Annotated in this window: 20 protein-coding genes; 13 read left to right on the forward strand and 7 right to left on the reverse strand. The window is 65.7% G+C overall.

The features are described from left to right. Positions 1 to 40: 40 nt before the first annotated feature. From ASC87_RS04055 to ASC87_RS04065, 5 genes are all read left to right on the forward strand, one after another. A complete protein-coding gene (locus tag ASC87_RS04055) occupies positions 41 to 1,840 on the forward strand; it encodes a sigma-54-dependent Fis family transcriptional regulator (protein ID WP_056657075.1) in 1,800 nt (599 codons plus the stop codon). Continuing rightward, positions 1,837 to 2,295, forward strand: coding sequence for a hypothetical protein (locus tag ASC87_RS32670; RefSeq protein ID WP_200954302.1), 459 nt, complete (start codon positions 1,837 to 1,839; stop codon positions 2,293 to 2,295). Before ASC87_RS04055 ends, ASC87_RS32670 begins: the two co-directional genes overlap by 4 nt. A 72-nt stretch (positions 2,296 to 2,367) precedes the next feature. Then, positions 2,368 to 2,763 carry a VOC family protein gene (locus ASC87_RS30555; protein WP_082568379.1) on the forward strand — a complete coding sequence of 132 codons (396 nt, stop codon included), beginning with the start codon at positions 2,368 to 2,370 and terminating at the stop codon, positions 2,761 to 2,763. Between the two features lie 160 nt (positions 2,764 to 2,923). Further along, positions 2,924 to 3,397 (forward strand): GNAT family acetyltransferase, encoded by a 474-nt coding sequence (locus tag ASC87_RS04060; protein ID WP_056657078.1) that lies wholly within the window; start codon positions 2,924 to 2,926, stop codon positions 3,395 to 3,397. 164 nt (positions 3,398 to 3,561) lie between these two features. Next, positions 3,562 to 3,849, forward strand: coding sequence for a hypothetical protein (locus tag ASC87_RS04065; RefSeq protein WP_056657081.1), 288 nt, complete (start codon positions 3,562 to 3,564; stop codon positions 3,847 to 3,849). Positions 3,850 to 4,090: 241 nt separating this feature from the next. On the opposite strand, the gene ASC87_RS04070 is transcribed toward ASC87_RS04065, so the two are convergent. Both ASC87_RS04070 and ASC87_RS04075 read right to left on the reverse strand, forming a co-directional pair. Beyond that, positions 4,091 to 4,855, reverse strand: a complete 765-nt coding sequence (locus ASC87_RS04070) for a hypothetical protein (protein ID WP_056657084.1) — start codon at positions 4,853 to 4,855, stop codon at positions 4,091 to 4,093. 268 nt (positions 4,856 to 5,123) lie between these two features. Then, positions 5,124 to 5,333, reverse strand: coding sequence for a hypothetical protein (locus ASC87_RS04075; protein ID WP_056657087.1), 210 nt, complete (start codon positions 5,331 to 5,333; stop codon positions 5,124 to 5,126). Between the two features lie 96 nt (positions 5,334 to 5,429). Here ASC87_RS04075 and ASC87_RS04080 point away from each other — a divergent pair, with 96 nt between their 5' ends. From ASC87_RS04080 to ASC87_RS04095, 5 genes are all read left to right on the forward strand, one after another. Beyond that, positions 5,430 to 5,831 carry a pentapeptide repeat-containing protein gene (locus tag ASC87_RS04080; RefSeq protein ID WP_056657090.1) on the forward strand — a complete coding sequence of 134 codons (402 nt, stop codon included), beginning with the start codon at positions 5,430 to 5,432 and terminating at the stop codon, positions 5,829 to 5,831. Between the two features lie 88 nt (positions 5,832 to 5,919). Then, entirely contained in the window at positions 5,920 to 6,282 is a 363-nt protein-coding gene (locus tag ASC87_RS31570; RefSeq protein WP_157603835.1) for a hypothetical protein, read from the forward strand. A gap of 100 nt (positions 6,283 to 6,382) precedes the next feature. Continuing rightward, entirely contained in the window at positions 6,383 to 7,018 is a 636-nt protein-coding gene (locus tag ASC87_RS30560; protein WP_082568390.1) for an SGNH/GDSL hydrolase family protein, read from the forward strand. A 153-nt stretch (positions 7,019 to 7,171) separates the two neighbouring features. Continuing rightward, positions 7,172 to 7,729 (forward strand): dihydrofolate reductase family protein, encoded by a 558-nt coding sequence (locus ASC87_RS04090; RefSeq protein WP_056657096.1) that lies wholly within the window; start codon positions 7,172 to 7,174, stop codon positions 7,727 to 7,729. Between the two features lie 174 nt (positions 7,730 to 7,903). Beyond that, on the forward strand, positions 7,904 to 9,187 hold the full coding sequence (locus ASC87_RS04095) for a glycosyltransferase family 4 protein (RefSeq protein WP_056657099.1): 1,284 nt from the start codon (positions 7,904 to 7,906) through the stop codon (positions 9,185 to 9,187). 35 nt (positions 9,188 to 9,222) lie between these two features. Here the strand turns inward: ASC87_RS04095 and ASC87_RS04100 are convergent, their stop codons facing one another. Genes ASC87_RS04100 through ASC87_RS04120 form a run of 5 tightly spaced genes read right to left on the reverse strand, consistent with a single transcriptional unit; the run spans position 9,223 to position 16,861 of the window. Next, positions 9,223 to 10,176: an alpha/beta hydrolase gene (locus tag ASC87_RS04100; protein ID WP_056657103.1), complete on the reverse strand. Its 954-nt coding sequence runs from the start codon at positions 10,174 to 10,176 to the stop codon at positions 9,223 to 9,225. Next, positions 10,157 to 12,634, reverse strand: a complete 2,478-nt coding sequence (locus ASC87_RS04105) for an RND family transporter (RefSeq protein ID WP_056657106.1) — start codon at positions 12,632 to 12,634, stop codon at positions 10,157 to 10,159. The genes ASC87_RS04100 and ASC87_RS04105 overlap by 20 nt, the downstream gene beginning before the upstream one ends. Before the next feature lie 42 nt (positions 12,635 to 12,676). Then, on the reverse strand, positions 12,677 to 13,765 hold the full coding sequence (locus ASC87_RS04110; protein ID WP_082568380.1) for a YCF48-related protein: 1,089 nt from the start codon (positions 13,763 to 13,765) through the stop codon (positions 12,677 to 12,679). Beyond that, a complete protein-coding gene (locus tag ASC87_RS04115; protein WP_056657112.1) occupies positions 13,765 to 15,114 on the reverse strand; it encodes a DUF1329 domain-containing protein in 1,350 nt (449 codons plus the stop codon). The genes ASC87_RS04110 and ASC87_RS04115 overlap by 1 nt, the downstream gene beginning before the upstream one ends. A gap of 19 nt (positions 15,115 to 15,133) precedes the next feature. Then, positions 15,134 to 16,861 carry a DUF1302 domain-containing protein gene (locus ASC87_RS04120; protein WP_235582043.1) on the reverse strand — a complete coding sequence of 576 codons (1,728 nt, stop codon included), beginning with the start codon at positions 16,859 to 16,861 and terminating at the stop codon, positions 15,134 to 15,136. A 599-nt stretch (positions 16,862 to 17,460) separates the two neighbouring features. On the opposite strand from ASC87_RS04120, the gene ASC87_RS04125 reads away from it, so the two are divergent. The 3 genes from ASC87_RS04125 to ASC87_RS04135 all read left to right on the forward strand — a co-directional run bounded on the left by ASC87_RS04125 (position 17,461) and on the right by ASC87_RS04135 (position 22,461). Further along, on the forward strand, positions 17,461 to 18,408 hold the full coding sequence (locus tag ASC87_RS04125; RefSeq protein ID WP_082568381.1) for a sigma-54-dependent Fis family transcriptional regulator: 948 nt from the start codon (positions 17,461 to 17,463) through the stop codon (positions 18,406 to 18,408). A gap of 150 nt (positions 18,409 to 18,558) precedes the next feature. Continuing rightward, positions 18,559 to 19,011, forward strand: coding sequence for a DUF3467 domain-containing protein (locus ASC87_RS04130; RefSeq protein WP_056657118.1), 453 nt, complete (start codon positions 18,559 to 18,561; stop codon positions 19,009 to 19,011). Between the two features lie 3 nt (positions 19,012 to 19,014). Beyond that, positions 19,015 to 22,461: a papain-like cysteine protease family protein gene (locus ASC87_RS04135; protein WP_056657121.1), complete on the forward strand. Its 3,447-nt coding sequence runs from the start codon at positions 19,015 to 19,017 to the stop codon at positions 22,459 to 22,461. Positions 22,462 to 22,552: the final 91 nt, after the last annotated feature.

Here is a 22,552-nt window from a genome sequence, read left to right on the forward strand (position 1 = left end):
ACTGCGACCCCGGGTTGATCAACTCGTCCTGCCGTCAACGATGAAGCCGTCGCCATCCCGCATCTCGCTCGCAGAGGTATCACGCGCCACCGGCGCCATGATGCGGCGCGGCGAACCATCGCCGCTCGACTCCGGGCAGCACCCGCTGATGTCGGACCTCACCGAATGCCTGTTCTTCTCACCGGGCGACGGACGCATCTGGCTCAACGACCAGCGCATGGTGCTGATGCACACCAGCTCGCTCGGCGCGCTGAGGCGCGAGCTGATCGACAGCCTGGGATTGGAACGCGCGCGCGGCTTGCTCACACGTGCCGGCTATGAATCCGGCGCGCGGGATGCGGAACTGGTGCGCCAGCGCTGGCCCGACGGCGATGCCATCTCCACGTTCATGGCGGGCACCCGCCTGCACGCCTTGGAGGGGGTGGTGAAGGTGGAGCCCCTCGAGTTCGATTTCGACGTGGCGCGGGGCACCTATCACGGCGAATTTCTCTGGCATCACTCCAGCGAGGATGACGAGCACATCGGGGCCTACGGCCTGGGAACGGAGCCTGCCTGCTGGTCCCAGATCGGCTATGCGTGCGGCTACGTGACGGGCATGTTGGGCAAGCCGGTGATCTTCCGCGAGGTGGAGTGCCGCTCCATGGGCAGTGCGGTGTGCCGCGTGATCGGCAAGAACGCCGACGCCTGGGGCGACATCAGCGAGGACCTGCGCTACCTGAACGTCCAGGACTTCCTGAGCACCCAGGCCTTCGTCGGCGCGGCCACGTCCGCTGCCAGCCGGGCCGTGCTGGGCGGCGCCGTGCTGGCCGAGTCGGGTGAGCAGGAGATGGTGGGCGTGTCCTCGGCGTTCAAGTCGGCCTGCCACATGCTCTCGCGCGTGGCGCCCACGCAGGCCACGGTGCTCTTCACCGGCGAGTCCGGCGTGGGCAAGGAGCTGTTCGCGTCCATGCTCCACCGCATCAGCCCGCGCAAGGAGAAGCCTTTCGTGGCCCTCAACTGCGCGGCCATCCCCGACACGCTGATCGAGTCCGAACTCTTCGGCGTCGAGCGCGGGGCGTTCACGGGGGCCACCGTGTCCCGGCCCGGGCGCTTCGAGCGGGCCGATGGCGGGACGCTGTTCCTCGACGAGATCGGCACGCTGAGCCTGGTGGGCCAAGGCAAGCTGCTGCGCGCCCTGCAGGAAGGCGAGATCGAACGCGTGGGCGGTTCGCGCACGGTGAAGGTGGACGTGCGCGTGGTGGCCGCCACGAACGTGGACTTGCAGGCCGAAGTGCGCGCCGGCCGCTTTCGCGAGGACCTGTACTTCCGGTTGGATGTGTTCCCCATTCCGCTGCCCCCGCTGCGCGAGCGGCGCGAAGACATTCCCCTGCTGATGAACTACTTCCTGCACCGCTACTGCCGCCGCCATGGCCGCACCGTGCACGGCTACACGCCGCGGGCGGTGAAGGCGCTGTTGAACTACGAGTTCCCCGGCAACATCCGTGAACTGCAGAACCTGGTGGAGCGCGGCGTCATCACCGCGGATGACGGCGGTGTGATCGACGTACCGCACATGCTGCGGCGCGAACAGTTGCGCGATGCCGCGCTGCTGTCCGTCGGTGCCGGCGGCACGCTGGCCACCGCGTCATCCCCGGCCGAGGAGGACGCACCGGCGGCGCAGTCGTTGCTGGCGCGATTGCGTGAAACCGGCCAGCCCGGGGTCTCGCTGGATGCGATCGAGCGGCAGCTCATGGAGGAGGCGGTGCAGGAGGCCGATGGCAAACTGTCGGCCGCTGCGCGCCTGCTGGGGCTGACGCGAGCGCAGCTGGCGTATCGGCTCAAGGCGGTGCAGAAGGGGTGACGATCGGCACATCACGGGTTAGGCTGCACTCAGGGCTGCGTTTCTCAGATCACGATTGCTTTCTCGAAGTCGACGGTTCCGTCGAGGATGATCCATCGCTTCAGAGTTGCGGCGATGCAAGGCTCATTGTCCGCATCCAGTCCAACGGGTACTCGGGGCAGGCAACTGCATGGGTTCACGGGGAGGACCTGCTGAGGTTCAGGGAGGAGCTCGCTTCGCTGAACGCCTCGCTTCGTGGGAAAGCGGGCTTGTCTTCCATGTCTCCTGGGGTGCTTGCCATAGAAGTTCTCTCCGTCTCATCCCGCGGTCATGTTGCCGTCCAAGGTTCTATCGGTGGTCAGCTGTATGGCGAGAATGCCATGTTCTGGCACTCGGTGTCTTTCGGGTTCGAGTTCGAGCAATCGCAGCTTGAACAGGCCACTCGAGCATCTTGGCTGCAAGGAGATGCGGCCTGACCCATCCATCGAGCGGGTGTCTTGCCAACCGCCTCGCGGTCGTCAAGCCGCCGCTCACCTCGAAAGCAGGTCGTGTTCTCACACATCTTCGTCGGCGTCACCGACTTCAATCGCGCTCTTGAGTTCTACAACCCCGTGATGGCGGCACTCGGCATCAAGCCTCGCTTCTGCGATCCGGAGCGGCCTTGGGCCGGTTGGCAATCGGCACCCGATCCCAGGCCACTGTTCCTCATTGGCAAGCCATACGATGAACGCTCGCATGAGAGTGGTAACGGTCAAATGGTCGCATTTCTCGCAGAGAGTCGGGCTGTTGTCGACAACGTCTACGCCGCAGCGCTCGCCAACGGCGGCACCTCAGAAGGTCCGCCTGGCCTGAGACCCGAATACCATGAGCACTACTATGGCGCTTACTTCAGAGATCCCGATGGAAACAAGCTCTGTGCTGCCTGTCACTTGCCGCCAAGTTGAGCCTATGCAGCCCTTCGAAGCCACATCGCCTAGCCCTTCCATGTTTGCAGAAATTCCTTCCGACGAAGTAGAGCTGCATTGCTGTCTAACCATTCCTTCGAGCGGACGCGTTACGGCGCCGCTCAAGTCAAACGTTAGGCGTCTCTCTCCTCATCTCTCTATGCACTCAATCACGTCATACTCGAACGAAGCTCACAGGCTCCAAGTCGTTCATCTCTGGGAAACGGTCTTCGGCTACGAAGCGGCGCACAACACGCCGAGCCTTGCTATCGACAAGAAGTTGGAGGCCGATGACGATCTGTTCTTCGTTGCCCTTCTTGAAGGAGAGATCGTCGGCACCATCATCGCCGGATACGACGGACATCGCGGCTGGCTGTACTCCGTGGCTGTGCATCCTTCACATCGACAGAGAGGCCTCGGCTCAGCTCTGGTCCGCCACGCGGAACAGGCGTTGACCATGCGGGGTTGCATGAAGATCAATCTTCAGATCATGAGCGGCAATGAAAGCGTGGGCGGTTTCTACGAATCACTGGGCTACACGGTAGAGAAACGTGTCAGCATGGGAAAGCGCATCCCTGAAAACATCACGCAAAATCTCTCTTGCGCCTCGGAGCGCCAGCAACCCGATGCCTAACCCATCCATCGAGCGGACGTCCCAAAGCCTTCGGCTTTGCGCCGCCGCTCATGTCAAACGTTGGACGGCACTGAGCAGGAACTGATCGCCACGTGGCATCCGCAGAACGCAGGTCTACGGGCCACCTTCGTATCATCACGCGGATGCATTGAAGGAGAAAACGAATGTCAATCGTGAAGTTCCTCGTCGCAACGGTGCTTTCAGCCGCACCTGTGTTTGCGCTGGCAGTCGATGCCCGGGATCGCAGCTTCATCAGTCTCGGCATGGCCGAAGGAGAAGTCCTCTTCAAGATCGGAACGCCCGACCATGAGGCATTCATCCAGGACGTGAAGGGCCGACCTGAAGAGAAGACATGGACCTACTTCCCGCATTCACGAGATCCGCAGACCCTCACGATCATCACTTTGCGGGCAGGCGTGGTTACAAGCGTCGAGCGCAAGATTGCCCGGTAGCACGCGCAGCGATGGCTATGTCTTCCCTCGGAGGACGCGGTACACACCTTTCCGAGGTTCTCCCGTGAAGATGGCCTCGTCCCTCGGGATTCCAAGAGCGCATCCGGACCAGTGAAGAAAGGTCGAGTTGAGCGGAGCTTCCATCGAGCAGGATCGCGGCGAACATCGTGATCGTGAATGTGCTCATGCCAATGTTCGACTTAAGCGGCCTGCCGGAGGCCGGGTCCGCTTGAAGGAAGGGTTAGGAGGAGCGGCAATTTCCTGACCACTGCACGTTTCCGCCAAGCGCTCGGAACAGTAGGACGACCGCCGTAAGCACTGCAATGCCCCACATCGCGCTGACAACGATGAGCATGGACAGGGAGAGAGAGGCCTGAGCGGAAAATTCGTGCTTAGTGCCCAATAGATCGGCAGGGAGCTCGGAGAACACATAGGCCAAGAGCTCCGCGGAGAACCACGCCAGGAAGGGCGAGCCGAACACGAGGAGGAAGAGCGCGGCGAGTCGTGGATGGTTCGCTGCCGACTCCTTCGTTGCTCCCATCATTCGCAAAAGCGCTGCGACTGGGAGCAACGCAAGACAAGAGGCCAGCAGCCACGACGAAATGTTGGGGTGCAGAGAGTTCGCCCAAGCGGCGAGGCGAGGCTTGGCAAGTACTCGTTGCAGAGAGGCCTCCGAGACAGAGGTGCCCCCGTTTTGCAGAAGCGCAAAGCTCGGCGCAGTTGCCTTTGCTACCACGGCGAGAATCAGGAGTACCAGGGCGACCATCGGCAGATGGCGCACGATTGATGAACTGCGCAGCGATAGAGGAAAGAGGGTCAGGGACAGCGCGAGCCCGGCCACCAAAATTCCGAGCGACGCAAGAAGCGCGGACATTCCGCCGAAATGAACCATGCCGCGGCCGGGCACGAGATACAGGTGTCCGGTCGCAATTCCGACGACAGCCCATGCGATCAGCACCCAGGCCCCAACCGTGACTACAAGACTGCGGGTATTCAGCGTCGGCATCGAAGTGCGCAGTTGATGTGGGTTCCAGACAAGATGGCTTCGCGAAGCGGTTGGCAAGACGTTCGCTCGATGGATGGGTTAGGCCGAGAGCGTCCGCACGTGCTTCGTGTTACCGCGGCCGCCCGCTGACCTCCGAAGGACGGACAGCCTACACGAGCTTGCCAACAACCAAACTACAGAAGCGATCTCAGGCGAGCGCATGAGCCTCCGCATGAAGTTCGCGCAGGCCTAACGTGACTTGGTCGCGTGAAGAGCATGACCGCGCGCACTACAATCTGGAGCGATCTTGCCACACGAAACCAACCACGGCGGCCACGGCAAGGACAAGATGGGCAGGCCACAACGGAAGCTCCGTCGGTAGCGCCGACCAGTAGGCAAGCGCGATGACAAGAGCGGCGAGTGCTACACAAGCCATCGGCTTGCCGAACGATAGGTCGCCGATGAAAGCTAAGACGATCACGGTGAGATGTCGAAACATGCGGCCTAATCCATCCATTGAGCTGACGTCCCAATGTCTTCGGCTTTGTGCCGCCGATCATGTCATACGTTAGGCCTTCGGGAAGGTCTTGTGCCCATGTCCAAGCGATCCAACGCCTACACACCGCCAGAGAGCCGCGAGGAATTGGTGCAGCGCTATGAAGGCGGTGAGCGCCACTTCCCAGGCACCGACCTCAGCGACGCCGACCTCTCCGGTGTCAACTTGGATGGCGCGTCCTTCGAAAGCCTGTCCTGGTTCTTCAACAGCAACTTCGAGGGCGCGAGTATGCAAGGAACCAGCTTCCGCGAGTGCAACGTCAAATGCGCGAGCTTCCGAAATTCCGATCTGACCGGCGCGTCGTTCAAACTTGCTGCTATCGAATCGATCGACCTCGACGGGGCAGCAATGAATGGGGCAAGGTTCGTCGGAGCAACCTTCTATGGCTACACCATCGAAGATGAAAATGAACTCCCGCCAGCCGGCGGAGGCACCGCCTGACCCTTCCATCGAGCGGACGTGCTCCAGCGGGCTTCGCCCATTTCCACACGCCGCCGCTCATCTCGAACATCAGGCGACCAAACCTCCGATGAGCGCATTCAACTGGATCGAAGCGCCGTGCATCTGCCCCGCCTGCAGAACGTCGGCAATGCTGCGCGCGCAGACTCATGTCGCCGCGAGCTTTCAAGGTAATGGGCAGGGCCGCTTCTCCGGCAGAACCTATCGACTGAACGAATCTCTGGCTTGGTGGCCCCCAACTGATCCAAGGTACTTGAGCTGGCAAGAAGGCTGCGATCCCGCCCATCGCCCGCTCATCGAAGAGGCTTGCTATGCCGAATGTCTCAGCTGTCACGCAGAGCTGTGCGCAATCCTGGAGTTCAACGATCTAAAGGCCGTGCGCATCATTCAGGCCTCAGTCGAGCCCGAATGGCCTGCTGGCTATCAACGTTGAACGTCATGCAGATCATTCAGCACCCGTGACCCTACCATCGAGCTGACATGCGCCGGCAAGCCGGGTCATGCAGCTCATGTCAAACGTTAGGCAGCAACCAATGCCACATCTAGTTCTTATTGGTGATTCAGTCTTTGACAACGGCGCCTACACATCAGGCGGTCCCTCCGTCATTCAGCAGGTGACTTCTTCTTTGCCCCAAGGCTGGTCGGCCAGCCTGCGAGCCGTTGACGGGTCAACTACGGAAGACATCGATGCGCAGCTTGCCGCATTGCCAGAGGATGCCAGCCACCTTGTGCTGAGCGTTGGCGGGAACAATGCGCTTCTTCGAGCTGATGTCCTGCAGGCTCCGGTCGCGACTAGCGGCGAAGCGCTGCTGCTTCTCAGCAAGGCAGCAGATGATTTCGAGGTCAGCTATCGAAGGATGTTGGGGCAGTGTTTGAAAGTTGATCTGCCGGTCGTTACCTGCACCGTATACCACGGCAACTTTGCCGAGCCCAGCTACCAAGCCTGCGTTGCCGTTGCACTTTGTGCGTTCAACGATGTGATCATCCGGGTCGCAGCCGAGCACGGGCTAAAGGTCATAGATCTTCGACGAATCTGCTCTCAGCGGAGCGACTACGCAAATCCAATCGAGCCGTCGTCACTCGGCGGACAGAAGATCGCCTCTGCAATAGCACTGGCGGTAACGGAGGCGACTCCGCCACTCAGGGGCGCATATGTCGTTGCAGCCTAACCCATTGGTCGAGCGGACGTCCCAAGGCCTTCGGCTTTGTGCCGCCGCTCATGTCAAACGTTGGCGACACAGGGTGAGCACCTCGCGAGTTGGACCCGTGCCACTGGCGCCAGACGGCGAGCAGCTCGTCGCGTATCTCGAACGGAGGACACCATGGGACTCTTGACCTTCAGTATCAACGTCACCCTGGACGGCTGCGTCGACCACCAGGAAGGAATCGCCGACGACGAGACACACGCCTTCTTCACCCGCCTCATGGACGAGGGCGGGGCGATGCTGTGGGGCCGCGTCACCTACGAGATGATGGAGAGCTACTGGCCAGCGGTCGCCCGCGGCGACACGGAGGCACCGCCGGCGTTGCGCGAGTGGGCGGCCAAGCTGGAGGCTAAGCCGAAGTACGTGGTGTCCTCGACGCGAAAGGACTTCCCCTGGACCAACAGCCACCACATCGCCGGCAACCTGGGCACGGGCGTACAGAAGCTCAAGGACGCGACCCCGAACGGCGTGCTCCTCGGTAGCGGCAAGCTCGCGACCGAGCTGGATCGGCTGGACCTGATCGACGAGTACAAGTTGCTCGTCCACCCCAGGATTGCCGGCCACGGCCCGACCCTGTACGAGAGCGGGCTGCCCAGCACGCGACGGCTCGAGTTGATCTCGGCGAAGCCGCTCCGCAGCGGCGCGGTCGCCATGCACTACCGGCGCGCGCGCTGACTCGCAGATGGGTCATGTCGCCTGAGAACGCGCTGCACTCGGACGCCTCGCGTTGCTCGGCCCGCCGGTAGAGGGCGAGATGACATCTGACGCTGCGGGGATCGTCAGGCGCGCCGGATCACGGGTGCGGGAACACCGTTTGCTATAAGGGCGGATCACGAACCCGAATCGCCCATGTCACGCACCCTGTTGATCACCACCGTCGCGCCGTACCCGAAAAACGTGGGCAAGCGGGTGATGCTCGGCGGCCTGTGCGACTGGTTCGCGGCCGAACGGGCCGCTGCCGACTTCCGCGTGCTGTCGTTCGACATCCTGCCGCCCGCGCTCGACACCGGCTTCCCGCGCCTGTCGAGGCCGTCGCGGTGGCGCAAGTTCTGGAACCTGGCGTGGCACACCGGCGTGCGGCGCGACAAGAGCATGCAGGAGGCGCTGTTCTGGGCGCCCGAGGCGCAGCGCCAGATCGCCGAGGCCATCGCCGAGTACGAACCCAAGCTGGTCATCTACGACACGCTGCGCGCCGGCCAATACCACCGGCACCTGCCCGGGACGTCGTCGTTCCGCGCGGTGCTGTACCTCGACGACCTCTTTTCGGTGCGCTACGAGCGCATCCTCGCCACCCTCGCGCGGTTCCCCGGCGTCACCATCGACGCGCTAGGAAACTTCGTCGAACACATCCCGAAGGCATTGCTGTCGCTGTACCGCGCGTTCCCCGGCATGCAGCGCTGGCTGCTGCGGCGCGAGCGGCGGCTCATCACGAAGTCGGAGAACACCCAGCCGGTGGGCTTCGACCTCGCGCTGCTGGTCAGCGACCACGAGGTGCAGCGGCTGCGCCACCGCACCCGTTTCGAACACGTGTTCACGCTGCGCCCGTTCCTGAAGGCGACATCCGCCCGCAGCCCGCGGCGCTGGACCGGCCGGCCGGTGTTCGTGTTCCTCGGTTCGCTCAACCTGCCGCACAACGCCGTTTCGCTCGAGCTGTTCATCCAGATGCGCTTCGAGGCCCTGCTCAAGCAGATCCCCGACGTGCGCCTCGTGGTGGCCGGCCGGCACGCGGGGGCCCGGCTGCAGCTGCTCGCCGCGAAGTACCCGGACCACATCGAACTCGCCGGGTTCGTCGACGACCTCGAACCGCTGCTGGCCGGCTGCACGGGCATGATCGCGCCGCTGCTGTTCGGCTCCGGGGTGAAGATCAAGGTGATCGACGCGTTGCGCATGGGCGTGCCGGTGGTGGCCACCGACTACGGGGCCGAAGGCATCACCACCGACGGCCGCAACGGCCTGATCGTCGAGAACGACATCGACCAGTTCGGCGCGCAGTGCCGGCGCCTGCTGGACCCGGAGGTGAACGCCGCCCAGTCGGCCGCGAGCCTCGTGCTGTTCGAGGCCCACTACTCGGCCCGTGTGGTGCACGACGACTACGATCGCCTGTTCACGCTCCCGGCGCCGGCCCCGGCCTGAGGGGCCCGCATGACCTTCGGGCCTCCCATGAGGCTTTACGCCAGCGCCGCCTTGAGCTGGTCGGCAAGATGGCGCACCGCGGTGCGCGCGGCGTCCACGGTGCCGGCCATGGTGATGAACCCGTGTGCCAGCCCGTGGTACTCGACGATGTTCACTGCATTGCCGGCGGCCGACAGCGCGTGCCCATAGGCAAGCGCCTCGTCGCGCAAGGGGTCGTGCGATGCGAGCATGAGCAGGGTGGGGGGCAGGCCCGCAAGGCTCGCGGCCTGCAGCGGGGCGCCTCGGAAGTCTGGCGCCACGCCGGACGGTCCGAAGTAATGGCGGCCGAAGTAGTCCATCGTGCGCCGCGTCAGCGTGGGGCCGGCGGCATGGGTGGTGCGCGAAGGGAAGTCGCCGTCGTGGCCGCCCGCCGCGGGCGGATAGACCAGGGACTGGCACACGATGCGCGGCGCGCCCGCCTCCCTCGCCAACAGGGTCATGACCGTGGCCAGGTTGGCGCCGGCGCTGTCGCCGGCCACGGCCAGCCGTTGCGTGTCGGTGGCGGGGCCCAGGGCTTGCGCGCCAACGGGGCTGGCCACCCATTGCAGTGCCGCCCAGGCGTCTTCCACGGCGGCGGGGTAGGGGTGTTCGGGCGCGAGGCGGTAGCTCACGGCGACGACAACGGCTTGCGCGTCCACGCAGAGCTGGCGGCAAACACCGTCGTAAGCCTCCGGATCGCCCACCACATAACCGCCGCCGTGGTAGTAGACCACCGTGGGGTAGGGGCCGGTACCGCGCGGGGTGTGGATCCGCAGGCCCACTGTGATGTCCAGGCCGGCAGGCCCGGGGATGCGCAGGTCGCGGGTTTCCACGCCGGCGAGCGGCGCGTCGGGGGAAGCCACGATCTGGCGATAGAGCCCACGGGCCGCCAGAGGTGGCAGGTCGCAGAGGTCGGGCATGCCGGCGGCACGTGCCTGCTGCATCAGGACTTCAAGTTGGTTGTTCAGCATGGAGAGGCTCCGTGTGGGTGGTGGTGACGAGGTGGGCCTTCGCGCGGGCCTGGGGCGAGGTCTTCAGGAGGAAGTGCGCGAGCGCCGGCAGCAGCACGAGTGCGCCGACCATGTTCCAGACGAACATGAAGGCGAGCAGGATGCCCATGTCGGCCTGGAACTTGATGGGCGAGAAGGCCCAGGTGCCCACGGCCAGCGCCAGCGTGATGCCGGTCAGCATTACCACGCGGCCGGTGAACTGCAGTGCGCGCAGGTAGGCGGCCGACAAGGTCTGGCCGGCCCGAAGCTGCGCCAGCATGACCGAGAGCACATAGAGGGCGTAGTCCACGCCGATGCCCACGCCCAGGGCGATCACCGGCAGCGTGGCAACCTTCACGCCCATGCCCAGGCCAACCATCAGCGCCTCGCACAGGATGGAGGTGAGCACGAGCGGCAGCACCGCGCAGACCACGGCACGCCATGACCGGAAGGTGATCCAGCACAGCAGCACCACCGCGCCGTAGACCCACAGCAGCATCTCGCGCATGGCCTTGCCCACCACGATGTTGGTGGCGGCGTCGATGCCGGCCGAACCCGCGGCCAGCATGAAGCGTTCGCCGTCGGCGGGATGGGCCGCGATGAATCGCTCCACCTCGTCCACCACCCGCGTCAGCGTTTCCGCCTTGTGGTCCTTGAGGTAGACGTAGAGGGACAGGAAGGAGCAGGACTGGTTGAACAGCTCGCGAGGGGCGCGGGTCTGTACGCCGCCCAGTGCCGCGGCATTGGGAAAGAGTTCGAACCACTTCAGGTTGCCCTCGTTGTAGCCCACCATGGCCAGCTTGGAGAGTTGCGCCAGCGAGTTGGTGGATTCGACCCCGGGCAGTTGCTCCAGCTGCCAGGCCAGGCGGTCGAGCTTGGCCAGGGTGTCGTAGCGGGTGCACTGGTCTTCGGGCGTGGCGACCATCACCGTCAGGATGTCGCTGCTGGCCGTGTAGTGGCGTGCCAGGTAGTCGTTGTCGCGGTTGTAGCGCGAGTCGGCGCGCAGTTCGGGCGCACCGGGGTCGAGGTCGCCGATCTTCAGGTGCAGGCTGATCGCATACCCCACCACGGCCAGCACCACGCTGACGGCGATGGCCGCCAGCGCCGGGCCGCGCCGGGTGAAACGGTCGAGCTGGTGCCACATCCACGAGGTGCGTTGCGGCTGGGCATGCGCCTGCAGGTCGGGCCCGGTGGCGTCTCCGGTCTCCAGCTGGAGGCTGCGCCGCGCAGCCCGGGGGCTGACGCCGACACAGGACAGCAGGACCGGCAGCAACACCAGGTTGGTGAAGATCAGCACGGCCACGCCGATGCTGGCGATCGCCGCCAGGTCCTGGATGACCTGGATCTGGATGATGGACAGCACGGCGAACCCCACCGCGTCGCACAGCAGCGCGGTGGCGCCGGCGACGATCAGGCGGCGGAACGTGTAGCGCGCGGCCACCACCTTGTGCGTGCCCCGGCCGATGTCCTGCATGATGCCGTTCATCTTCTGCGCGCCGTGGCTCATGCCGATGGCAAACACCAGGAAGGGCACCAGCACCGAGTACGGGTCGAGTTCGTAGCGAAGCAGGGCCAGCAGGCCGAACTGCCAGACCACGGCGACCAGCGAACACGCCACCACCAGCGTGGTGCTGCGCGCGCAGCGGGTGTAGCCGTAGAGCACGGCTGCGCAGATCAGCAACGCCAGGCCGAAGAACTGCAGCACCTGCTGCAGGCCCTCGATGAGGTCCCCCGCCACCTTGGCGAAGCCGACGACGTGGATGCGCAGGGCATCGCTCTCGTATCGGGCGCGCAGGCCTTCGATCTTGCGCGAGAGGTCGCCGTAGTCCAGGGCCGCGCCGGTGCGCGGGTCCTTGTCGAGCAGCGGCACGAAGATGATGCTGGACTTGAAATCGCCCGCCACCAGTTGGCCGATCTCGCCCGAACGTTCCACGTTCGCCCGCACCTCGGCGAGAGAAGCGGGCGAGCCGTCGTAGCTGTCGCCCATCACGGTGTTGCCGTCCAGGCCGTCCTCGGTCACGGCCACCCAGCGGGTGTTCGAGGTCCACAAGGATTTCATGAACGGCCGGTCCACCCCGGACAGGAGGAAGATCTCGTCGTTGAGTTTCTGCAGTGCGTCGAGGTAGGCCTTGTCGAAGATCGAAGCCCCGGTGGTCTCGACCACGATGCGCATCGCGTTGCCCTGGCCGGCCAGGTTGCCCTTGTTGGCCAGGTAGTTGGCGATGTACGGGTGCTGTGTCGGGATGGTCTTCTCGAAGCTGGCGTTCAGGCGAAGCGCGGTGGCTTGCCAGCCCAGCAACAGGGTCAGCAACAGGCACAGGCCCATCACCCAGGCGCGGTGGTTGAAGAACGCCCGCTCGATCAGCGAGCCGGAGCCGGTGTCGAAATCTTCGAGTCGGGCGACGACCGGTTGGTCGTCAAGGGAGGTATCGGCGTGCATGGTGGAGGTCGGTCTTGCGTGCGTTCGTGCGCTGGTGGGGCATCACGGGTTGGTTTGGCGGCGCATGCCGCGCAGGCTGGCGAGCACCAGGTGCTGCCCATCGGCGGGCGCCAGGCCGGCGGCCGGCAGCGGCCCGCCCACGGGTGCGGACTTGCTGAAACTGAGGCCGTCGTCGCGGCTGGTCAGCAGGTCACCGGTCTGGCTCAGCAGCACGAGTTCGGCACGGTCGAGCTCGACCGCCGCGCTGATCGACACCGGCACACCCGTTTCCAGCTTCTCCCAACTGGCGCCCTGGTCCACCGAGCGCACGACGGTGCCGCGCAGGCCGTAGGCAAACAGCGTTCCGGAGCGCGCGGCCAGCAGGCCGAAGAAGCTGCCCTTGTAGGGCGACGGCAGCGTGCGGAAGCTCGCGCCGCCATCCTCGGATTTCAGCAGCAGGCCTTGTTCGCCGGCGATGTAGACGTTGCTGCCGACCAGGCGAACGCCGTAGAGGTGCAGGTTCTTCGGGTTGGGCAGGTTGTGCAGCGAGGGAGTCCAGGTCCGGCCGCCGTCGCGGGTGGTGAACGCCAGGTTGTAGGCGCCTACCGCGACACCGTGCTGCTCGTCGCTGAAGTGGATGTCGAAGAAAGGTTTGTCGGGGCCTTCCTCGACGAAGCGGCGCGCCGTGCGTTGCGCGCGTTCATCCGTGTTGCCCTTGGCCGCCGCGGCGACGGCTTCTGCCGCCTTCACGCCGTCGAGTTGCTTGACCCAGGTTTCGCCCGCGTCGTCGCTGCGCAGGATCACGCCCAGGTGGCCGCCCGCCCAGCCGGTGCGCTGGTTGATGAACTGCACTGCCGTCAAGGTGGCCTGCACGGGCACCTGGGCTTGCCGCCAGGTGGCGCCGGCGTCGTCGGACAGCAGCACGGTCCCGCGCTCGCCCACCGCCACCAGGCGTTGTCCCGCGCGGGCCACCGCCAGCGTGGCGGCACCCAGGGCCTTGGGACTCCGCACGGCGGGTTCGGTCAGCACGCGAGGCGTCTTCGCCTCGGGCACTGGCGACGGTTGTGCCGCCGCCAGGCCGCCCAGGCTCCACAGGCAAGCCGCCACGACCCGGCGGACGACCCTGCTCTTCCCGGAGAGGGCGGTGCCCATCAGCGCGTGCCCTCGTTGGCCAGTTCTTCAGGGCTGAAGAAGGACCGCGAGATCGGCGCCACCGGCTTGTATTGCCCGGGCAGCTCGTTCGATGCCATGTTCAGGTAGTAGGCCCCGGTCTGAAGGTCGTAGCCGCCCCACACCATGTTGCCGACCACCGCCGGAATGTCCGGCGCCACCAGCGTCAGCGTGTAGTTGGTGCGCCAGAGTTCGCCCTTGGCGTCCCAGCCGTCGAACAGGATGATCTGCCAGCTGTCTTCGTCGATGTAGTACTTGCGCTTGGGCACCACGTGGCGCTTGCCCGCAGCCAGCGTTGCCTCCACTTCCCACACCCGGTGCAGTTCCCAGCGCACGAGCGCGGGGTTCAGCGTCTTCGGCTTCACCAGGTCGGCCACCTTCGCGCTGGCAGCCTTGTTGTTGTTGTAGGGGATGTAGATCTCTTTCTTGCCGACCAGCTTGAGCTCGTGCTTGTCGATGGGGCCGAACAGGTTGAAGGCCTCGTCGAACAGGCCGATGCCCGAGGTCACCGAATCCGGCGTGTCGTAGGCGACCGAAGGGGCCTTGCGCACGCGGCGCTGGCCCACCAGGTATTGCCACAGGCCGCGCGGGTTGGTGCCGTTGAGGTTGTCGTGCGCGAGGATGGCTTCGCCGGCCTTCGAGCCCGGTTCACTGACGACGAACTTGCCGAGCTGGTAGTAGCCGTCGAATTTCTCCAGGCTGCCCTCGGGGTCGTAGTACTGCTTGCGGAAACTTTGCGTGCCACCCGAGGCCATCATGCGCGCGCCGTCTCCCGTCACCACCCAGACGCGCACCGGGGCCTGGATGTAGGTGCCGGTCCACGCGAGGCGATGGTTCTGGAACACTTCGTAGCCGTCCTTCGGCAGCGGGAAGGGCGTGCCGCCGTAGGCGTTCTCCGTGCCATGGCCGCCATCGGCGAGCTTGGCGCGCGTGGCGTTCTTGAAGGTGTTGTCGTACACCCATTGCGGCGCCGCCGCACTGCGGTGCGTGGGGTACACGTTGATGGCGAAGTCGGGGTACTTCTTCATCAGCGCCTTGACGCCGTCGGTCAGCTTGTCGGCGTGCTGGTCCATGTTCTTGGCGTTGATCGAGAGCAGCGGCTTCTCGTCGGGGAACGGGTCCGGGCGCGGGTCGCCGCTCTTGTAGCCTGCCGGGGCCTTGGTCAGCCCCCCGGTCCAGGCCGGGATGCTGCCGTCCTTGTTGGCGGCTTTTTCGGCACCCAGCGGCGTGAGCGTCGTCTTGAGCTTGGCCGCCTCGTCGGCGGAGACGGCGGCGAAGGCGGGTGCTGCCGCCGCGGCCATCAACGTGGCCAGAAGGTGTTTGCGGATCATGGGAAGTGCTCCAGGAAAATCAGAAAGTGCGGGACACGCTCATGGTCACGAAGGCTCGGTCCTTGAGCGACTGGCCATAGGTGAGCTGACGCGGGTTGCCGGACCCGGTGACCAGGGTTTCGGTGAAGGTCTCGGCCTTGCCGAAGTAGTCGGTGTAGGCCATGGCGACGTTCCAGGCGTTCTGCAACTTGGCCTTGAGACCGATGCTGTAGTCGCCCGCCTTCGAGGCGCCGCCGGCGTAGTTGAAGATGGCCGAGGAGCGGCCGCCGAAGTTGTAGCCCAGGCTGATGGGCACCGACAGGTCCACGCCCGGCAGCACCTGGAAGTACTGGGGTTCGAAGATCATGCGGGCGGCCCAGGCGCTCTTGGTGGTGTTGGGGTCCAGGCCGCCGATCCCCACGTTCTGGCCGTCCACGGCGAAGATGTCCTTGGTGACCTTGAGCGTGCGGTTCCAGGCCAGCTCGCCCACCAGCGCGCCGCCCTGCCACAAGTCATTGGGCTGCAGCACGTAGATGCCGGAGAGGTTGACGTGGGCGGTGCGCCCCACGGCATAGCAGGGGTTGGCGTCGGAGTTGTCGCAGGCCAGCACCGGGCCCAGGCCCAGCACGGCGGGGTCGTTGGCCAGCGGCGCGTTCCAGCGCACCGAGGTTTCCATCGCCCAGTTCAACTGGCCGACCGAGGAGGTCACGCTCGCACCCAGGGTCTTGATGTTCTGCGCGTAGGCCAGGTGCGTGTTGCCGTTGACGAAATCGAACACGGGAACGGCGGGTGTCTTGTCGTGGTAGCGCGCGGCGTAGAGGCCGAACTCGTAGTCGCTGCCCACGGGGCTCCATCGCATCTGCAGGCCGCCCTGGCCCGAGTTCTTGGGCTCGAGGTTCTTGCTGCGATCGGCGTAGAGCACGATGGGATTGCCGGACGCGTCGTTGCCGAAGTTGACCGAGCCGGTGCCCACGTAGTCCTGGTTGGAGAAGTAGCTGCCGACACCGGGGATCTTGCTGGGCCGCCATTTCAACTGGTAGTACGCGCCAGCCGACAGGCCCGGCGCGATCTGCAGCGAGCCCGACACCTGCTCCACGGGCAGCAGCACTTCCTTGAATTGCCAACCCGGCACCGACAGGATCTTGGCGACGTCCACCGGACCTTGCGCATTGGCGATGCCGTTCTGGCCGAAGAAGAGGCTCTCGCCCCACTGCAAGGCCTGCTTGCCCACGCGCAACGTGCCCTTCATGTCGCCCACGTCGCCCTTGACGAAGACGAATGCGTCCAGGATCTCGGTGTTGCGCCCATGCTGGCGCCGCGTGGCCGGCAGGAACTGGTTGGCTGCACCCCCTTGCTCGGTGTTGGCCGTGGACACGGTCGTCCCGGCGGGCGCGCCCACCACCTGCGCGCCGGCGTTGTCGTTGGGGCGCATGTAGACGCGGTCGTAGAACGCGTTGGCGCTGATGCGCCCACCGAAGTTCGGTGTCGACACGTCGAACTCGCTCAGCAGGTCGAGCCGGTTGGAGATCAGGCCCCGGCGGAAATTCCGGTTGCCGTCGTCTTCGTTGATCGTGCCGGGATCGGCGGCAGGATTGAAGTCCGTCAACGCGCCGGAAGGGTTCTTCAGGCGATAGCCCATGCTGTACTTGGGCGTCAGGTCGAACCGTACCTTCAGGTCGGGGTCCGGCGTGTCAATGTTGAAGGCCTGCGCGGAGGGACTCAGCGCGAGTGCGGCTGCGGCGGCGAGCATCGAGGGGCGGTAAATCACGTTCTCTCCTCAGGGGTTGTCGAAATGGGTCGGCTTGTAGGCTCTGTGGCCTTTGAATCGCAACGCCCGTGCCGACACCGTCCGGATCCACCGGTTTGCACCGCGTGCGGCGCGTGTCTGTCGAGGAGAGACTCGGTGCTTTCCCGAGGGTGTCGGCCATGCGGTCAGCAGGCCCGGGGTTCGGTGTTTCCCCTGAGGCCGCATTTCATGAGATGAGCAAGAGGGACGTTCGCGATGCGGGTGGCGTTGCTTCAATTCAGCACGGGACGGCAGGCGCGGCAGGCGCGGGCAGCACCGCCGGTGCGGGAGTTCGATCCGGCGTCGAACGGCGTGCGCTATTCGCCCGGCAGGGCTGCACCTGGCCCCTGGACCGGCCGCGATGGTCCGTCAGGAGGTGTGCCGGGCCGATGCATCCGGCCGGCGTCCCGCCGCTGCCGCAGGGCGGCATGGTGTTCCCGATGGAGCCCGGGCGCCCCTTCCTCAACTTGATGTAGGCGCCGATTCGCCATTGCCGCGCGTACGGCGTAGATTCGCTCCTTCGCGCGCGAAGTGGCAGCAGTCGTCGAACTGATCAGCGCCCGCGGCTTTGGGGGGCGGACGTGACGGATTCTGCGCGCGAGTTGCTGGGGACCAGTGAAGCCATCGTGCATCTGCGCGCGCTCACGCCCAAGATCGCGCGCAGCGACGCGCCCGTGTTGATCTCAGGCTCGACCGGAACGGGCAAGGAGCAGTTCGCCCGAATTCTTCATCAGCTGAGCCCGCGAGCGAACCATCCCTTCGTCGCCATCAACTGCGCGGCCATTCCCGATTCGCTGTTCGAGTCGGAACTGTTCGGGTTCGAGCGCGGCAGCTTCACCGGCGCTCACCATGCACAGCGAGGCAAGGCCGCGCTCGCCGATGGCGGCGTCCTGTTCCTGGATGAGGTCGGCGAACTGTCTCCGCTGTGCCAATCGAAACTTCTGCGTGTGCTGGAAGAACACGAGGTTCAACCGATCGGTGCGTCGCATCCGATCAAGGTCGACTTTCGCCTGATCGCCGCCACCAACCGTTCGGTCGAAGCGCAGGTCGAGCGGGGGGAGTTTCGAAGCGACCTCTACTACCGGCTCAACGTCGCACGGATCGCGATTCCCGACCTGTGCGAGCGGCCGCAGGACATCTCGGTCTACCTCGACCACTTCATCCAGGCGTTCAACCGGCGCCAGGGCACGAACGTGACTGCGCCGAGCGCCGAACTGATGGAGGTGTTGCTCAACTACCGGTGGCCCGGCAACGTCCGGGAGGTCAGGAACTTCGTCGAGGCCGTTTTCATCGACCCGCCCCCCGGCACGATCGGTCTGCGCGACATCCCGGCGGCCTTCGCCAAGCTGCCGGCGTCGTATGCGCGGCCGGGTGAGGACGAACGCACACGCCTCATCGCTGCGCTGCATAAAACCGACTGGAACAAAGCAGAAGCGGCCAAGGCGCTGCAATGGTCACGCATGACGCTCTACCGCAAGATCACGAAGTACCAGGTCACGCGCAGCGGACATCCCGACATGACCCCCTGAACGTGCCGGAGGTGTCACGCTGTGACGCGCCCCGTGCGCTCATGTGACACCCATCTGCGGCATGTCGACGTGACGCTCCCCCGTGGAAACATGCCGTTGGGCATGGCACGAGTTCTGCACTGGCAGAGCACCAACGGAGAGTGCACGTCCATGACTCAGACGAAACGTGGTTTTGCCAGGATCGACAAGGTGTCCGCCAGCGCGGACCTGTCGACGCCAGCGCTGTACGTCAACTACTTCGAGGTCGGGCACAACCCGTTCGAGTTCCTGATGGACCTCGGCCAGTATCACCCCGGCTCGAGCGAGAGCGATGGCCGCGTTGCGATTCACACGCGCATCGCGACGGCCCCGCCGGTGGCCAAGATGCTGTCCGACCTGCTCGCTCGCGCCGTCGAGGAACACGAAAGCCAGCATGGCGAGATCGCACCGATCGGCCCGCAGGACAACCCGTTCGACATCCTGCTGAGCTCTCTCGGCGATTTCGAGGAGCGCGCGCGTGCGTTGCGGGAACGCGATCGAGCGGCCGATCCCGATGCCGGCAGCCGTCGCGCGCCGATCTCCGACAACGCCGTCAAACCGCCCCGCGCCCGCAAAGGAAAGTGACCCATGACTGCACAGATCCGTCCCAATCGCATGGAAGTGAGCGACCGGTTTCCGATGCTCGGCTTCTCGATCCGAGTCGACGAACCGAACGTCGAAGCGGAAGTCGTGCTCGCCAACGACATCGCGCTGTTCGATGTGCAGAACAAGGCCCGGCGCCATGCGGGCAACTTCTACACGAGCCGCGAGAACGGAACACTGATGGTGCCGCGCGGTGACGGGGTGTTCGTCGTCGCGCCTGAGGTGCTGTCGCGCTTCGTCGGCAGCGACAAGCTGTACTTCGGCCTGGCCACCGGGCGCAGCGGCAACGGCGGCCTGAAGATCGACGCCCTGCCGCGCGAGGGCAGCCCGTATGTCTCGCTGCGGGGCTTCACCGGGCGCTCGCTGCGGCGCAACTTCGGCAATGGACGGCATGGGGTGGCGCCCAGGCTCGAATGGATCGGTGACACACCGCGTCCCGGCAGCGAAAGCGCGCGCCCGGCCGGCGAGCCCGCGCCGATCGGCCGGACCGGTGCCGTCAACGGTGCGCCCGCCGGCACCACGCCGGCTGCGTCCGGTGGCGCGTACGACGACGGGTTCGGGCCCATGCCGGCCATTCCGGCGCGCGAGTCGGCCTACCGAGGCGCCACCGCGGCGCGCAGGTCGACGCCGCAGATGGGGATCACGCTGTCGAGCGGAATGACCCCGGGCGACGCACTCGCCTGGGTGCGCAGCAAGGTCGAACAGGTGGTCGGCGAGCTGGGCCATGCCGTCGATCCGCCCGTGATCAGCCGGCTCGGGGATGGCAGCAGCACGTTCATCACGGCCTGGCAGGCGACCTTTGGAGTCTCAGGACTGCTGCTGCCCGTCAACGCCTTCCTCGCCCTGATCCCGAAGCTGGCACGCGAGGCGGGCGTGACGCTGTCGATCGGCCCCGCGTTTGACACACCACTTTTCGGCGGAGGCCTGGGCGTCGTGTTCGCTCCGGATGGCCAGGTGGCGCTGTTCGGTACGAGCGAGATCAGCGATGACGTGAGTTCGTTGGCCGAGGTCGTGTCCTCGCTGAAGCTCGCGCTGCAGGCCAAGATGAAGCTGGGTTACAACGTGGGGGGCATCGAGGGCTTCGCCAGTCTGGGCAAGGTGGTTTCGAAGAGCCTCGGCGATGAGATCGTCGTCGGCGCCGAGGCGTGGCTGGACGGCGCGGGCAACGGTCTGGGCGGCGCGGTCAGCATCGGTGTCGGCTTCGCGCTGGAACTCTCGGCCAACGCGCAGGCACGGCGCACACCGGCGTCAGCGATGGTCGCCGGTCTTGAAGACCGGCAGAAGGTGCGGCGCCATGCGGGAGATTTCCGGGACATCTTCCAGTGGACCGTGCCTGCTTCCGTGGTGAACGAGATCAACGCGCGTGGCTTCTCGCTGCAGACCATCGACGCGGCCGTGGGCGATCTCAACCTCGATTTCTACAAGGTCGATATCACGCGTTTTCCCAGCGGTTGGGATGGTCCGAAGTTGCTGCAGCATTTCATGCGCAACATCAACCAGTACATCGACACCCGCAACACGGAGTTCACACCGTTCAGCGACCAGGATGCGCAGCGGTTGGCCTCGGCGAACCCGCTCGGCACGGTGTTTCGGCTCAATATCCTGGGGCCGGACAACGCGGCCGTCGTGATCAGTGACGTCAAGCCGCAGTACTTTTCGGTCAGCACCATCTACACGCCCGAAACCGGCGACCATCCGGTCAGCGGGCATCGGATGTTCGGGTACGCGAACGAGCCGGGCAAGACCGTGTTCTTCACGCGCGCGGCCGACCGCCCGAGCCTGCTGCCGATGGGGTTCCAGGAGGCGATCTTCTTCGGGGCCGACAAGCTCTGGAGAAGCATGCAGTCGAAGGTCGTCGCCTTCGTCAACGACAACGGCGGCGTGGCGACGATCATCGAGCCGTTCAGCGAGCGCTTCAACCCGACGGCCGTGCGCGAAGAGTTCGGGCACTACGACGTCGCCCGGGGCATGTCCATGGATACGGCCAATGCCGCGTTCGTCCCGACCGCGCTGCCAGGCGACACGCGAACGCGCGCCGAGCGCATCGGTGGGTCGTTCGCCGGCCGCGTCGGCGAGGCGCTTGACCTGGGCCTCGCGCCGAAGGCGCTCGACGCCTTGCTCAACCTGCTCGACCCGACGGCCCTGGCGCAGCCGATGAGCGCGGTGCGCCGCACCGGCAGCGTGATCGCGAAAGCGCAAGCCACGACGCGCAGCATCAACTGGGACGACGTCGAGCTGATTCCGCAGCCCACCGACTTCAGTTGCTGGGCCGCGGCTGCGGCAATGGTCATCGGCTGGCGCGACCAAGTCAGCCTGACGCCCGACACGGTGGGGGAGATCTGCGCGCGTCCGACGGTCGCCGGGCTCAGCCCTTACGACCGGGCCGTCTTCGCGGGCGAGATCGGGCTGCAGGCCGAGCCGCCGCAGTCCTACTCGGTGGATGGTTTCTACGACCTGCTCACCTACAGCGGTCCGCTGTGGGTCAGCAAGATCGCCGGGGGCGGTGCGACCAGCGGACACGCGGTGGTGATCACCGGCATGTACAGCGACGGCGACCGGCACTTCGTGCGTGTCGCCGACCCGTTGGATCGCATCGTTGGCACGCCGGGCGCGCCCGGTGGCTATGCAAGCACGCACGCGACGGGAAGCCGCTACATCATGCGCTACGAGGATTTCCAGAACGAGTACGAGTTGCGGATCGTTGGCAATCCGCCGACACCGCAGGTCCTGCACGCCGGCGGAACGGGCGGCCGTGTACCGAACACGGGCACGGCCTCCGCGCCGCAAGGTTATGCGATGGCTGCCGGCCGCAAGACAGCGGCCGCGATGCCGTCGCGTGCGCATGCGCTCGATGCCGCCGCGATCGCAACGATCGGTGGTGCCGCTGTGACGCAGCGGGCCTGCGACAGCGGTGGCGTGGCGTGGCAACTTCCGCAATGGGCTGGTCGCAAGCATCCGAACGACGTCGTGCCGGCGAGCGACGCGCCGTTCCAGCCGAGCGTGATCTCGCTGACCGGTTGGCCGTCTGTCGGCGGAACGACGGCCGATGCCATGCTGCGGTGGCGCTACAACGGCACGTCGATCGAGTCGGTCGGCGCCGAGCCCGGCCCCGCCCAGGTGGCGGCAGGTTGGGGCTTGCGGGTCACCGGAACGGTCGAAGACGACGTGCAACTGCATGCGCGCAGCGCTGCCGCTCCGGTGCCCGGCGCGTCGCAGGTGCCGGCGCTGCATGTGGTGCTCACCTACGAGTTCCAGGCGCCGACGCCGGAGGCCGCCCCCACAGCCACCAGCCGCATCACACTGTATGCCGACGGCACCTACGAAATCGACAACGAATGGGTGCCCCGCAGTGCCGGGAGCGGGCCCGACGCGCCCGTGCAAGCGGACGCGCGTGATGCCGCACGCACCAGCAGCCCGCTCCTCATCGGATGACGCGCGTGGCCGATCGTTCTCACCCACTCGCGCCCCCGCCGCCGCGCCAGCCGCGCGGGGTCGCACCAGCTGGTCCTGGTTCGTCGACGCC

The sequence above is a fragment of the Rhizobacter sp. Root1221 genome, from assembly GCF_001425785.1.
Lineage (GTDB): Bacteria > Pseudomonadota > Gammaproteobacteria > Burkholderiales > Burkholderiaceae_C > Rhizobacter.